Below are 13,845 nucleotides of genomic sequence, written 5' to 3' on the forward strand. Positions count from 1 at the left end.
AAAACTTATGAAACCCATCAAAGTAGGCCTGTTAGGCATAGGCACCGTCGGCTCCGGCACTTTCAACGTTTTGAAGCGTAATCAATTAGAGATTACGCGTCGCGCAGGTCGCTCGATTGAGATTGCCATGGTGGCAGACCTGAACGTTGAACGGGCACGTGAGTTGACCAATGGTGAATGTGAAGTTGTCAATGATGCCAATCTGGTGGTCAGCAATCCTGATATCGATATCGTCATCGAATTGATAGGTGGTTATGGCATTGCCAAAGACCTGGTCATGAAAGCCATCGCCAATGGCAAGCATGTTGTTACCGCCAATAAGGCTTTGCTGGCAACACATGGTAATGAAATCTTCAAGGCGGCAGAAGAAAAAGGCGTGATGGTGGCTTTTGAGGCGGCGGTTGCTGGTGGCATCCCTATCATCAAGGCTTTGCGTGAAGGTTTGACGGCCAATCGCATACAGTGGATTGCTGGCATCATCAATGGCACGACCAATTTCATCTTGTCTGAAATGCGTGACAAGGGTCTGGACTTCTCCGCTGTGCTGAAACAGGCGCAAGAACTGGGCTATGCAGAAGCAGACCCTACTTTCGACATCGAAGGTGTCGACGCTGCGCATAAAGCGACCATCATGGCATCCATTGCCTATGGCATTCCCATGCAGTTTGATAAAGCCCACGTCGAAGGCATCACCAAGCTGCAAGCCAGCGATATTCGCTATGCTGAAGAACTGGGTTATCGCATCAAATTGCTGGGTATCAGTAAACGTACTGAGGCTGGCATAGAACTACGCGTACATCCAACCCTGATCCCAGAAAAACGCCTGATCGCGAATGTGGAGGGCGCCATGAATGCAGTGCTGGTGCATGGTGATGCAGTTGGTGCGACACTGTACTATGGCAAGGGCGCAGGCTCTGAACCTACTGCTTCTGCAGTGATTGCCGATCTGGTTGATATCACGCGCCTGGCAACGGCTGATCCTGAGCATCGTGTGCCATACCTCGCTTTCCAGTCCAATTCCCTCAGTGATTTGCCAGTCTTACCTATGGCAGAAATTGTCACCAGCTATTATCTGCGCATGCATGTAGCAGACAAGCCTGGTGTTCTGGCGGATGTCACGCGCATCCTGGCAGATTTGACGATTTCTATCGATGCCATGCTGCAAAAAGAACCAGCAGAAGGCGAAACGCAGACAGATATCATCATCCTGACACATCAGACCAAGGAAAAAAATATCGTTGCAGCCATAGAGAAGATAGAAAAACTTGACTCCGTTTTTGGTGCGGTGACGAAACTGCGCCTGGAAGAACTAAGCTAAATCATCAGGCTTCAAACGAAAAAGCGCGGTCATGGAATAATGATCGCGCTTTTTTATTTTTTAAAGACAGCACGAACAGGATGATATGCAACGTCTCTCACTCTCGCAATTGCTGTCCTATGCCATGTTTGGCTTCCCACTGGCGATGGTGGCATTACCCATCTATGTCTATGTACCGCAGTTTTATGCTGACCGCCTGGGCATGTCTTTGTCTGCGATAGGCACAGCACTATTACTGACACGTATCATGGATGCCTTCATTGATCCTTTTATTGGTACGGTGATAGACCGCAGGCCGCAAAGTCGTAGTTACGCGCCGTATATCGCTCTGGCATTGCCATTATTGATTGCCGGTTTCATTGGCTTGTTCCATCCTCCCCAGTTATCAGGTAATCCTGCTTTTCTGTGGTTCTTCGTCACTCTGGTGGTTGTGTATGCAGGGTTTAGCCTGGTGAGTATTGCTTACCAGAGTTGGGGTGCGTCCCTGACGCAAGAGCCTGGGCAAAGAGTAAGGCTGACCAGTGTACGTGAGACATGTGGTTTGGTTGGTGTGATCGCGACCGCCGTCATCATCCAGTTTGGCAATGTCACGATCTTGTCTGGCATGCTGAGTTTGAGTCTGCTCATAACTGCATGGTTGCTGATACACCATACACCGCGAAAGTCCGGGGTGGCAGGTGTGGCTCATGTACCGCTGTCTTTGCGTCATCTATTCGCCAACCGCAGTTTCCGGGCCTTGTTCCTGGTCTTTGTGGTTAACGGCATTGCCGCAGCGATACCCGCAACCTTGTTCCTGTTTTTCACCAAAGACCGTTTGCATCTGGCGCATTTGTCTGGAGTTTTGTTGCTGATGTATTTTCTGGCGGCTGCTTTATCCATGCCTTTATGGACTCGCCTGGCGCACAGAAAAGGGGAAGTCAAAGCATGGTTGTTGGCAATGCTTTTGTCTGTACTCAGTTTCGTTGGCGTACTTGCATTAGGTATCGGCGATGCCTGGGCTTTTTCGATGATTTGCATTTTTTCAGGTATGAGCCTGGGAGCCGACCTGGCTTTGCCACCCGCCTTGCTGGCAGGAGTCATTCATGCAGCGGGGCATAGCGAAAAAAACGAAGCCAGTTATTTTGGCGTTTGGAACTGGGCCAGCAAGATGAACCTGGCGCTGGCAGCAGGTCTGACTTTGCCAGCGCTGGAATATCTGGGCTATGTACCTGGAGTTGCCAGCGAGAGTGGTTTGCGGGCACTGACACTAGCTTATGCCGCTTTGCCCTGCATATTAAAATTATTGGCCGCAGCCTTGCTGTGGAAAGCCAGGCTGGAAAAAGTATGAAGTGTAGGCTGTATGCCTAAACTTATCTAGCGCAACAACTTTTCATTGAATTCTGCTGGATAGTCTTTATGGACTTTGACTACCGTAGAAACCCGGGTGCCATAATTCGGCGAGACTATGCAGGGTGATGACAACAGGCGTTCCATTTCAAATGAAACGCCGGTGTCAGGCAATCGGCAATCGGGAGCAGGGGTGGTATTGGCCAGCACTTCAAAATAAGCATCCACTGGCGCTCGCTGACATATCATGCTGGCAAATTCTGCCTTGGTCCTGACAACTTTTGGCCAGGGCGTATCCAGTGATGCATTCGAAATGCCATAAATACCCGGAGGCAGGGGCTGTCCATTGCGCACATCATCCTGATTGCGGTTGGAAAACCAGATCAGGTCTTCCTTGTCGCCGATCAGCAAATTGAAGCCGTTATAGTCCGCAACAGTGTCGCGAATACTGGCGATATACTCTTGTGCACTCAAATCACCCTTGAGGTAATTGGCAACCAGTTCTCCGCGAGATGGGGCATCTTCACGCTTTTCAGAAGGTGCACGAATATTGGTAATGGCGGCAAATTTGCTGGTCAGGCTATCTGCGCCATCCATCGTAGTCATGCCCAACCATGTGCCGCCAGATTGCAGGTCGCGCCCGGCGTATATGTTGGGGTAGTCTTGCCACCAGTCAGCCGCAGCAGCGGGCCGGTCGTAAAACTCGTCGCGGTTACCTGCAAACACGATAGGTGTGCAGGGTATCAGTTTCCAGGCAAAGACGATCAGGCACATAAGTCTACATCCAAAAAATATTCCATATGTCGCTCACCAGACTGTAATTGCTTCAATCCGGTTTGCGCGTAAGCCAACTCAAGGCGCTGTTCAAAATCAGACGTGACCTGATGATAAATCTCCATCCAGGTATGCATGCCATCCTGTTCTGTCGGGCGTCTCTGCAAGCCTGAGCTTTGCTGATAGGCCTGGCGCATCAGATTTTGCAACAGCCGTTCCTGCTGCAGTACTTCTGCTTCTTTGCCAGCGCTGGCTTTAAAATAGATATAGCAATTCATATGCCTGCTTTTGATTCTTTATTGCGCGATTATTGTGTAATATCTGTAATCGCGTACGGCAGCGCCTGCAGTTCTATCGTTGCGCCAGTTGCCGAGCCTAGAGTGAGCTGACCGCTCTCCTGATCGGCCAGCTTCATTTCTATCAAGGCCAGTGAACTGTCTTCCTGATGTTGTTCTGCATTAACGATCATGCCGCAAGGCTGGCTGACATCATCGCTATGAAATACTTCGGTTCCTGCTACTACATCTGTCGCATGCACCAAGGCTATTGCCATGCGGCGCTTGAGCTTGCCCAGATATTGGCTGCGAGCGACTATCTCCTGCCCTGGGTAACAGCCCTTTTTAAAGTTCACACCACCGATAAGTTCAAAATTGATCATCTGCGGGACAAACTTCTCTTGTGTGCTGGCGATGACGATGGCAATGCCAGCCTGAATCTCAGTCACGCGCCAGGCGCTGGTGTTTACCGCACGCAATTGGGTGCTTAATTTTGGCCACGCCTGCTTTGCAATCTCTACAGGTGCTATCCACTGATAACGCGGTGCATTGTTGGCGTCAGCAACGCGTAGCAAGCTGCCATACTCATTACTCAGCTTTTGGTCGGGTCTGGCTGGCATTACAGGAAACCATTCGTGCAGTGCCGCCGGGGCAGCTGCCCCCCCAGCCCGAGAACGACGTATTCGGCATTGATATCGTGCAATTTGGCTTTTGCCCGTAAAACAAACATTTGCAAGCGTTTTTGTACAGTAGCTTGTATGCTTTTTGATAGCTGCAAGATAATATCCTGGCCATCTTTCCAATATACAAAGCTGGCCAGCATGCGCCCTTTGGGGGTGCAGTAAGCAGCACGGCGCAGCTCGGCAGCACTCAGATGCTCTACATCATTGCTTAATTGATTATGCAAAAATGACGGGGCATCTTCACCGGTAACCCTGATCAGGCCAAGGTCGGTTAAAGCGGCTATAAATCCTGTTTGCAGGGCACCTGACTGCCAATGTGGGGCAAAACCGGTCGTATTCAGATCTTCCACAGTGGCACCCTGGCTGGATAAAAAGTCTTCCCACGTCATATTGTTATACTCACTCTTCTTTGCTGATTCGCTTATTGTCTGCGCTGGCTTTACAATACCGCCTGCACCTGTTCAGGCGAATTATAGTAGCGTCTGCAAAATCTCGTCAGAACTCCCTCAATTTTGATTAAGCTGCCTACATGGGTTTCATAAAAAAACTATTTGTATTATTGATCCTGCTGGCGCTGGCCGCAGGTGGCGGTTTCTATTATTGGATGCAGCAAGCCATTTTTACAGAGGGCGAGGTCAAGGAATTCATCATCAAGCCGGGCAGTAGCGTGCGTGCGTCCGCCCGTCAGGTGTATGAGGCTGGCGTACCTGTCCAACCTCTGATGTTTGAAGCACTGGCACGTTTGTTGGCTAAGGAAAATCGCCTGAAAGCTGGTTCTTTCGAAATCGAGGCGGGTAAAACGCCAGTGGACTTGCTGAACAAGATCGTCAATGGCGATTTTTCCATGGCCAGCCTGGCGGTCATAGAAGGCTGGACATTCCAGCAAATGCGCAAGCTAGTCGATGCGCATCCTGCCATCAAGCATGAAACCCAGGGTTTGAGTGAAGCCGAGTTGATGCGCAAGATCACGCCTGATTTTCCGCAAGCTGAAGGTTTGTTTTTTCCTGATACCTATCGCTTTGCCAAGGGTAGTACAGACGTGCAGTTGTATCAGCAGGCGCATAGCCAGTTATTGAAAAAACTTGATGAGGCCTGGAAAAAGCGCGTTGATGGCTTGCCTTACAAGAATCGCTACGAAGCCCTGATCATGGCTTCCATCATAGAAAAAGAGACAGGGCAAAAATCAGAACGCCCCATGATAGCCTCGGTTTTTGTGAATCGCTTGCGTACCGGCATGTTGCTGCAAACCGATCCTACCGTCATCTATGGCATGGGCGAGCGCTATCAGGGCAAGATATATAAGCGTGACTTGTTGACTGATACCCCCTATAACACGTATACCCGGGTTGGCCTGCCGCCCACACCGATTGCCTTGCCAGGCATGGAATCCATTTCTGCAGCTTTGGACCCTGCTCATAGCGATGCTTTATACTTCGTGGCGCGTGGAAATGGTACCAGTCAGTTTTCCGATAACCTGAATGACCATAATCGCGCAGTGAACAAGTACCAACGTTGATAGCGTCAAGGTGCATTAATAGAATATAGAATTAAATAATGAAGCACTCAGGAAAATTTATCAGTTTTGAAGGCATAGACGGTGCGGGTAAGTCCACCCATATCGCCTATGTGGCAGAGCGTTTGCAAAACAAGCTGCAAGCTGAAGATGTAAAAGTGATTTGCAGTCGTGAACCCGGGGGGACGCCACTAGGTGAGACCTTGCGCGAATTGCTATTAAAGCAAAAAATGCATCTGGAGACAGAGGCTTTGTTGATGTTTGCTGTCAGGCGCGAACACATTGCCCAGGTCATAGAGCCAGCTTTGGCGCGCGGCGACTGGGTCATTTCTGACCGTTTCACTGATGCCAGCTTTGCCTATCAGGGCGGTGGCAGGAATTTGTCACTGGATAAACTCAATGCCCTTGAACAATGGGTGCACCCTGATTTACAGCCAGACCTGACTCTATTGTTCGACGTTCCTTTGGAAGTGGCACGTGCACGCCTTGATGCGACCCGTGATCTGGATAAATTTGAACAGGAAAAAGCAGATTTTTTTGCTGCCACCCGCAATGAATATCTGCGCCGCGCCAAAGAGTTTCCTCAACGTTTCAGGATTATCGACTCCACGCAGAGCATAGAGATCATACGTTCGCAACTGGATATATTGATTGACGAGTTACTGGGCTCTGCTCAGCAAACAAGATGACGCAACATCCCCTATATAGCTGGCAAGAAGATGCCTGGCAGCAGATACAGGCTTTGGGACAACGCTTGCCCCATGCCTTTTTATTGCATGGGCCGCAAGGCATAGGTAAAACTGTGTTTGCCGAGCATCTGGCGCAGTCACTGCTTTGCGAAAACCCGGGGCAGGGTGGGCACGCCTGCCAGCAATGTGGTTCTTGTGGCTGGTTTGCTCAATACAGCCATCCCGACTATCGCCGTGTCAGGCCAGAACTGCTGGACGAAGAAGATGCGCCAGTTGGTGAAGAGGCTGAAGCTCCTGCCAAAACCAGCAAGGCCAGTAAAGCGCCTTCCAAGGAAATCGTCATTAATCAAATCCGCGCGTTGTCGGATTTCATGAATATTTCTACCCACCGTAGCGGCCGGCGCGTCATCGTTCTGTATCCTGCCGAGGCGCTGAATGTGCCTGCGGCAAATGCTTTGTTGAAATCCCTGGAAGAACCCAATGCCAATACGGTATTCATTCTGGTCTCAAACAGCATAGACAGGTTGCTGCCAACCATCTTGTCGCGTTGTCACAAGTTTGGACTTGGCTTGCCGGATGCTGGTATTGCGCTGGAATGGCTGCATAAGCAGGGCATCAAGGATGCCGATGTTTGGTTGGCTCAACAGGGTGGAGCGCCTTTGGCAGCATTCGACATGGCACATTCAGACTTGCGTGCTGATCTGGATGAATTTATACGGTTTTTGAGTAAACCTGGTACAGAGTTGAGCCTCAAAACTGCCGACAAGATGCAGAAAATGGAAATGCCAGTCGTCGTCGGCTGGCTACAACGTTGGCTCTACGATATATTTTCCTATAAACAAAGCGGCAGAATCCGGTATCATCCTCGCTATGAGAAGGAGTTGAAGTCATTGTCCATGCAGGTTGATGAGCCAGCCTTGCAACAATTCATCAAGAATTGCAATGAAAGACAGGCGATTGCCAGTCACCCTTTGTCGGCCAAATTATTTTTGGAAGATATGCTGCTTGAATATTCCGCATTATTCGGCACTATTTGATTAAAGAATTGCGAAAGCCAGAACATGTCAGATTTACCAGCAGATCCCGGTGCACCGCTTAATATGCCTTCACCGAATCGTCCTTCGGTGTTGTCGCTGGCGATTAAAGAAAAAGCTGCTTTGTTTGCAGCCTATATGCCATTTTTAAAAAATGGCGGCATTTTCGTGCCTACCAATAAGACTTATCGCTTGGGTGAAGAGATTTACCTGATTTTGACTTTGTTGGATGACCCTAATAAATATCCTATCGCTGGCAAGGTTGCCTGGATTACACCTGCCGGTGCAGGAAATAATAAGTCACAGGGTATAGGCGTGCATTTTCCGGAAGATGAAAGTGGTAACCGCATACGCTTGCGTGTAGAAGAATTGCTAGGTGCGGCAGTACGTTCTTCCCGGGCTACCCATACAATTTAATGACGATGGCAGCAGAATTTACTCATAGACTGGCGCAGTTTGAAGATTTGCCGCAAATTGTTGCCATTTACAATTCCACAGTTGCTTCGCGCGTGGTTACCGCCGATACAGAGCCAATTACGGTAGAATCGCGCCATGCATGGTTTCATGAGCACAAGCCGGAATCTCGTCCACTCTGGGTCTGCGAACAGGATGGTCAAATCATAGGCTGGTTATCATTCTCAAATTTTTATGGCAGGCCTGCTTATTCCGGCACTGCTGAATTATCTATCTACTTGCATGAGGCTGCACGTGGTCAGGGACTGGGGCGTTATTTCCTGACGCAGGCTATTGCGCATGCCCCTGAAATCAAGGTTCACACTCTGTTGGGCTTCATTTTTGGTCACAATGTGCCTAGTTTGAAGTTATTTGCTGCATTTGACTTTGCAACCTGGGCAAATATGCCAAAGGTGGCAACGCTGGACGGCATAGAGCGCGATTTGATCATACTCGGCAAACGGGTAGGCTAAGCTAGCTGGCTAAATTAGCTGGCCCGCCACTACCTGTCACCGCTTGCTACCATTTTCGGGCGACTTGCCAGCGGCAGGTCGCCTATTCATTTTTGAAAGATTTTATTATGCTGAGCTACCGCCACGGCTTTCATGCCGGTAATCATGCCGACGTCCTGAAGCACTTTGTCTTGATTCAATTGTTGGAATATCTGGGGCAAAAAGACACTGCCTACACTTATATAGACACGCACTCCGGTGCTGGCCTGTACGCCCTTGACAGCGGTTATGCCAGTAAAAATGCTGAGTTTGAGACTGGCATTGCTCCCTTGTGGGACAAAAAAGACATGCCCGAAGCTTTGGCATCGTATATGGATTTGATCAGAGGGCTTAATCCCAGTGGAAAGTTGCGCTATTACCCAGGATCACCCTATTGCGCCAATATAGTCATGCGCGAGCAAGACCGACTGCGCCTGTTTGAGTTGCACCCTAGCGAAATCAAGATACTCAGTGAAAATTTCCGCAAACTTGATGCCCATGCGGCTGAGCAGGGTAAGCGCCAGACGGTTAGAGGCAAGCGTGTGATTATCTCGGCTGGCGATGGCTTTGAAAGTCTGAAGGCATTGCTGCCACCACCTTCACGACGCGGCATGGTGTTGATAGATCCGCCGTATGAAGTCAAGGATGATTACCGACGCGTCAAGGTATCTCTGGAGGATGGCTTGAAACGTTTCCCTACCGGTACCTTTGCTGTTTGGTATCCGGTACTGCAACGCCAGGAGTCCCGTTCTTTGCCAGAAAAACTTAAACGACTGCAAGCGAATAGCTGGCTGAATGTTACCTTGTCCATCAGCGGCCCAACGCCAGATGGTTTTGGCTTGCATAGTAGCGGCATGTTCATCCTTAATCCGCCATGGACTTTGCTGGCTACTCTAAAAGAAGTCATGCCCTATCTGGTCAAGATATTGGGAAAAGATGCAAAAGCAGGTTTTGTGCTGGAGTCGGGGGAAGGTGGTCCTCCAGGCAAGCGTTAAGAAGGCGGTAGGCTAGAGGTGTCGGACTCCTTTTTCGACACAAAGTAAATTTGTTGAATGGTGCGATGCGGGAGAGCTTATCTCCCGCATTTTTGTTTGTGGAGGAGCTAAAACGGAAAGGATGAAAAGAGACTACTTTGTGCATTGCAGAAAAAATACTGATTGACGGATTAGTACGGTCGTACAAAAATCGGTAAAGAATAATATTCAGCAATTTGCGCGATTACCAAAGTAATCAATAACGCTGCACATTTCAGGAGAACAAATGTCGTCTTATGTGAAGAGTCCCTTGATGGGGCAAATGATGAGCAAGCCCATGCTTATTTCCAGCCTCATTGAACATGCTGACCGTTATTTTGGAAAGAATGAAATAGTTTCCCGCCGGGTAGAAGGGGATATCCATCGCTATAACTACAGCGAATGCCATAAACGTTCAAAAAAACTCGCGAATGCTTTTGCCAAACTGGGCGTTAAAATCGGTGACCGTATTGCCACGCTGGCCTGGAATGGCTATCGTCATCTGGAGGCTTACTATGCTGTCTCAGGTTCGGGCGCTGTTCTTCACACCATTAATCCCAGGTTGCATCCAGAACAAATCGCCTATATAGCCAATCATGCAGAAGATCAGTACTTGCTGTTTGATATGACCTTCCTGCCTATCGTGCAGGCAATTGCTGCGCATTGCCCTGGTATCAAAGGCTATATCATGATGTGCGACCGGGATAAATTGCCTGCAGATGGCAAAATTCCGAATCTGACGGCCTATGAAGATTTAATCGAAGCCAATAGTGATGATTTTGTCTGGCCACTCTTCGACGAAAATTCTGCTTCCAGTCTGTGTTATACCTCAGGTACGACAGGCAATCCTAAAGGGGCTCTGTATTCTCATCGTTCAACCATCCTTCATTCTTATGGCTCATCCTTGCCAGATGGCTTGAACGTATCGGCACGCGATTCTGTTTTGCCGGTAGTACCGATGTTCCATGTAAATGCGTGGGGCCTGCCTTATTCTGCACCATTGAACGGTGCCAAACTGGTTTTCCCGGGCCCGCATCTGGACGGCAAATCCCTGTATGAATTGTTTGAGCAGGAAAAAGTCACTTTCTCTGCCGGAGTACCTACCGTCTGGCTGGGTCTGCTGACTTATGTGGCACAAAATAATCTGAAGTTTTCGACTTTCAAACGCACAGTGATTGGTGGTTCTGCCTGCCCGCCAGCCATGATGAAGACCTTGCGTCATACCTATGGTGTAGAGGTAGTGCATGCCTGGGGCATGACAGAAATGTCACCGCTTGGTACTGCTGGTACCTTGATGACCAAACATGCTGACCTGGCCGAAGAAGACAAGCAAGCGATACTCCAGAAGCAAGGCCATGTCCTGTATGGCGTAGATATGAAGATCGTTGATGACGCTGGCCAGGAATTGCCATGGGATGGCAAAACCTATGGCAACCTGCTGGTCAAAGGCCCCTGGATTATCAATAGCTATTACAAGAATGAAGGCGGTGATGTTCTTGAAGGTGGATGGTTCCCGACTGGTGACGTGGCTACCATCGATGATGATGGTTATATGCAGATTACTGACCGCAGCAAGGATGTGGTCAAATCGGGTGGCGAGTGGATAGGTACGATAGACCTGGAAAATGTAGCGGTCTCACACCCGGCAATCCTGCAAGCGGCCTGTATCGGTGTATTCCATCCTAAATGGGATGAGCGCCCATTGCTGCTGGCGGTCAAGAAGCCTGGTGCTGAAGTCACTAAAGAGGAATTACTGCAATTCTTTGACGGAAAAGTTGCGAAATGGTGGCTGCCTGATGACGTGGTTTTCATAGAAAGCCTGCCATTAGGCGCAACAGGGAAAATTTTGAAAAATAAACTGAGGGAGCAATTCAAGGAATATAAACTACCAACTGCATAAGAAGTGCAGAACCTGACTATGTATAGTTCAGGTTCTGGAAGTAGCGATAAAACGAAAAAAATCTAGATTCCAACAATGAGAATACCGGAGAGAGACAAATGAAATTTCCTTTACGTGCCAGCCTTGCTGCAGTCGCTTTAACCTTCGCCGTACCCGCAGTGATGGCTGATACCATCAAGATCGCCTACATCGATCCACTGTCAGGTGCTTTTGCGCCAGTTGGGCAAAATATTCTGAACTCCTATCAATACATTGCTGATAAAGCCAATGCTGAAAAATGGGCGGGGGAACATAAATTTGAAGTTGTCGGTTTTGATAATAAGGGTAGCCCACAAGAGTCACTGAATGTATTGAAAACAGTCATTGATAAAGGTTTTCGCTATATCACACAGGGCAATGGCTCGGCGGTAGGTCTGGCTTTGCAGGATGCCGTCAACAAGCATAATGAGCGCAATCCCGGTAAGGAAATTGTTTATCTGAACCATGCTGCTGTTGATCCTGACATGACCAATAGCAAATGTAGCTTCTGGCATTTCCGTTTTGATTCCAACTCGGACATGAAAATGGAAGCGCTGACAACCTTCATGGCTGCTGATAAAAACATCAAGAAGGTATATATCATTGGCCAGAACTACTCGTTTGGACATCAGGTTACCCGCGCTGCCAAAGAGTACCTGGCACGCAAACGCCCAGATATACAAATTGTTGGCGATGATCTGCATCCTATTGGCCAGGTCAAGGATTTCTCTCCCTATGTGGCAAAAATCAAGGCTTCCGGCGCGGACACCGTTATTACCGGCAACTGGGGTGCCGACCTGGCCTTGCTGATCAAGTCCGCAAAGGATGCTGATCTGAAATCAAATTTTTATACCTATTATGCAGCGACAACGGGCGTGCCCACGGCGATGGGTGCTGCTGGTATGGATCGCGTCAAATATGTGGGTTACTGGAATCCAAATAACGAGACTTTTGCTGGCAAGGATATCGTAGAGGGCTTTAAAACCAAGTATAAGGATGACTACTATTCCATGGCGACCTATTCTGTCCTCGCTGCCATGGGGCAGGCTGTCAAGCAGGCCAAATCTGTTGATCCAGTCAAAGTTGCATTCGCACTGGAAGGCTTGAACTTCAAGAGCCTGAATGGTGACGCGAACATGCGTAAGGTTGATCACCAGATACAACAGCCTTTGTACATAGCAACCTGGGTTAAAACCAATGGCAAGGATGTTAAATTTGACCAGGAAAATACTGGCATGGGTTGGAAAACCAATCAAAAGATCGATGCATTTGTCGCGTCACAGCCATCTTCTTGCCAGATGAAACGACCAGGCTAGTCCTTTAAAAAAAGAGAGTCGCTTCATGCGCACTCTCTTTTTTTTCCTATAAATAGTACGATCGTTCAAGAATTTTCTGAAAAGGATCTTGGCTGTGGAATTCACACTGATCACTTTGCTGAACGGTGTCAGTTACGGATTGCTGTTGTTCATGCTTTCATCCGGACTGACGCTGATCTTCAGTATGATGGGCGTACTCAACTTCGCCCACGCCAGTTTTTACATGTTGGGCGCCTACTTTGCCTATACCATCAGTATCAAAATCGGCTTTTGGCCAGCTTTGTTTTTGGCTCCGTTATTGGTTGGTTTGCTAGGTGCAATGGTGGAGCGATATGGCCTGCGTTCCGTGCATAAATACGGGCACATCCCCGAATTACTATTTACCTTCGGGCTGTCTTATGTGATTGTCGAACTGGTGCAACTGATTTGGGGCAGATCTACTGTTCCTTATCCCATCCCTGCGTCTCTGGATGGCCCCTTGTTTACCCTTTACACGACGACATTCCCCATCTATCGCGGTTTCATGATGCTGGTTGCGCTGGTAATGCTGGCTTCGATTTACCTGTTGCTGACACGTACCCGCATAGGTCTGGTGATACAGGCTGCTCTCACTCATCCTGATACTGTGGAAGCGCTGGGACATAATGTCCCGCGCGTTTTCATGCTGGTATTTGGCGGCGGTTGCGCATTGGCCGGGCTTGCCGGCGTTGTGGGCGGTAATGCCTTTGTCACCGAGCCAGGTATGGCAGCGACTTTGGGAAGCATAATTTTCGTCGTCGTCGTGGTTGGCGGTATGGGGTCGCTGGCAGGTGCTTTTGTGGCGTCGCTGCTGATAGGGGTATTGCAGACATTTGCCGTAGCGCTGGATTACTCTTTCGTCTCCGTGTTCGCAAAACTGGGAATGATCATCAGTGCCACAGCGCCTGGCTATGCCTTGCTGAGTCTGACGATTGCACAGGTAGCACCTATCTTGCCTTATCTCTTGTTGGTACTCATCCTGATTTTCAGGCCCAGAGGTTTACTCGGCACTCGTGAAGGATAA

The 13,845-nt window shown here is 49.0% G+C and carries 15 protein-coding genes; 11 read left to right on the forward strand and 4 right to left on the reverse strand.

Going from position 1 to position 13,845, the window contains the following annotated elements; translation table 11 throughout:
* Positions 1 to 7 precede the first annotated feature (7 nt).
* Positions 8 to 1,318: a homoserine dehydrogenase gene (locus UNDYM_RS12190; RefSeq protein WP_162041267.1), complete on the forward strand. Its 1,311-nt coding sequence runs from the start codon at positions 8 to 10 to the stop codon at positions 1,316 to 1,318.
* An 85-nt stretch (positions 1,319 to 1,403) separates the two neighbouring features.
* A complete protein-coding gene (locus tag UNDYM_RS12195; protein ID WP_162041268.1) occupies positions 1,404 to 2,645 on the forward strand; it encodes an MFS transporter in 1,242 nt (413 codons plus the stop codon).
* A 26-nt stretch (positions 2,646 to 2,671) separates the two neighbouring features.
* Here UNDYM_RS12195 and UNDYM_RS12200 read toward each other — a convergent pair whose 3' ends face one another.
* From UNDYM_RS12200 to UNDYM_RS30685, 4 genes are read right to left on the reverse strand one after another with little or no spacing between them, the layout of a single operon-like run.
* On the reverse strand, positions 2,672 to 3,418 hold the full coding sequence (locus tag UNDYM_RS12200; RefSeq protein ID WP_162041269.1) for an NRDE family protein: 747 nt from the start codon (positions 3,416 to 3,418) through the stop codon (positions 2,672 to 2,674).
* On the reverse strand, positions 3,409 to 3,696 hold the full coding sequence (locus UNDYM_RS12205) for a DUF4936 family protein (protein ID WP_162041270.1): 288 nt from the start codon (positions 3,694 to 3,696) through the stop codon (positions 3,409 to 3,411). Before UNDYM_RS12205 ends, UNDYM_RS12200 begins: the two co-directional genes overlap by 10 nt.
* A 29-nt stretch (positions 3,697 to 3,725) precedes the next feature.
* Positions 3,726 to 4,313 carry a folate-binding protein YgfZ gene (locus UNDYM_RS30680; protein WP_232064018.1) on the reverse strand — a complete coding sequence of 196 codons (588 nt, stop codon included), beginning with the start codon at positions 4,311 to 4,313 and terminating at the stop codon, positions 3,726 to 3,728.
* Positions 4,313 to 4,765 carry a folate-binding protein YgfZ gene (locus UNDYM_RS30685; RefSeq protein ID WP_232064023.1) on the reverse strand — a complete coding sequence of 151 codons (453 nt, stop codon included), beginning with the start codon at positions 4,763 to 4,765 and terminating at the stop codon, positions 4,313 to 4,315. The genes UNDYM_RS30680 and UNDYM_RS30685 overlap by 1 nt, the downstream gene beginning before the upstream one ends.
* Positions 4,766 to 4,905: 140 nt before the next feature.
* On the opposite strand from UNDYM_RS30685, the gene mltG reads away from it, so the two are divergent.
* The 9 genes from mltG (at position 4,906) to UNDYM_RS12255 (ending at position 13,845) form a co-directional block, all read left to right on the forward strand.
* Complete coding sequence (mltG, locus tag UNDYM_RS12215) at positions 4,906 to 5,892, forward strand: endolytic transglycosylase MltG (RefSeq protein WP_162041271.1); 987 nt, start codon at positions 4,906 to 4,908, stop codon at positions 5,890 to 5,892.
* Positions 5,893 to 5,930: 38 nt separating this feature from the next.
* Complete coding sequence (gene tmk, locus UNDYM_RS12220) at positions 5,931 to 6,578, forward strand: dTMP kinase (RefSeq protein WP_162041272.1); 648 nt, start codon at positions 5,931 to 5,933, stop codon at positions 6,576 to 6,578.
* A complete protein-coding gene (holB, locus tag UNDYM_RS12225) occupies positions 6,575 to 7,615 on the forward strand; it encodes a DNA polymerase III subunit delta' (RefSeq protein WP_162041273.1) in 1,041 nt (346 codons plus the stop codon). The genes tmk and holB overlap by 4 nt, the downstream gene beginning before the upstream one ends.
* A 24-nt stretch (positions 7,616 to 7,639) precedes the next feature.
* Entirely contained in the window at positions 7,640 to 8,029 is a 390-nt protein-coding gene (locus UNDYM_RS12230; RefSeq protein WP_162041274.1) for a PilZ domain-containing protein, read from the forward strand.
* A gap of 5 nt (positions 8,030 to 8,034) precedes the next feature.
* Positions 8,035 to 8,538: a GNAT family N-acetyltransferase gene (locus UNDYM_RS12235; RefSeq protein ID WP_162041275.1), complete on the forward strand. Its 504-nt coding sequence runs from the start codon at positions 8,035 to 8,037 to the stop codon at positions 8,536 to 8,538.
* 107 nt (positions 8,539 to 8,645) lie between these two features.
* On the forward strand, positions 8,646 to 9,551 hold the full coding sequence (locus UNDYM_RS12240) for a 23S rRNA (adenine(2030)-N(6))-methyltransferase RlmJ (protein ID WP_162041276.1): 906 nt from the start codon (positions 8,646 to 8,648) through the stop codon (positions 9,549 to 9,551).
* A 265-nt stretch (positions 9,552 to 9,816) separates the two neighbouring features.
* On the forward strand, positions 9,817 to 11,469 hold the full coding sequence (locus UNDYM_RS12245; protein ID WP_162041277.1) for a 3-(methylthio)propionyl-CoA ligase: 1,653 nt from the start codon (positions 9,817 to 9,819) through the stop codon (positions 11,467 to 11,469).
* A 98-nt stretch (positions 11,470 to 11,567) separates the two neighbouring features.
* The gene (locus tag UNDYM_RS12250; RefSeq protein WP_162041278.1) at positions 11,568 to 12,803 is read left to right on the forward strand and encodes a branched-chain amino acid ABC transporter substrate-binding protein; all 1,236 of its coding nucleotides are present in this window, start codon (positions 11,568 to 11,570) and stop codon (positions 12,801 to 12,803) included.
* Between the two features lie 94 nt (positions 12,804 to 12,897).
* Positions 12,898 to 13,845 (forward strand): branched-chain amino acid ABC transporter permease, encoded by a 948-nt coding sequence (locus UNDYM_RS12255; protein ID WP_174244937.1) that lies wholly within the window; start codon positions 12,898 to 12,900, stop codon positions 13,843 to 13,845.

This window comes from Undibacterium sp. YM2, from assembly GCF_009937975.1.
Lineage (GTDB): Bacteria > Pseudomonadota > Gammaproteobacteria > Burkholderiales > Burkholderiaceae_D > Undibacterium.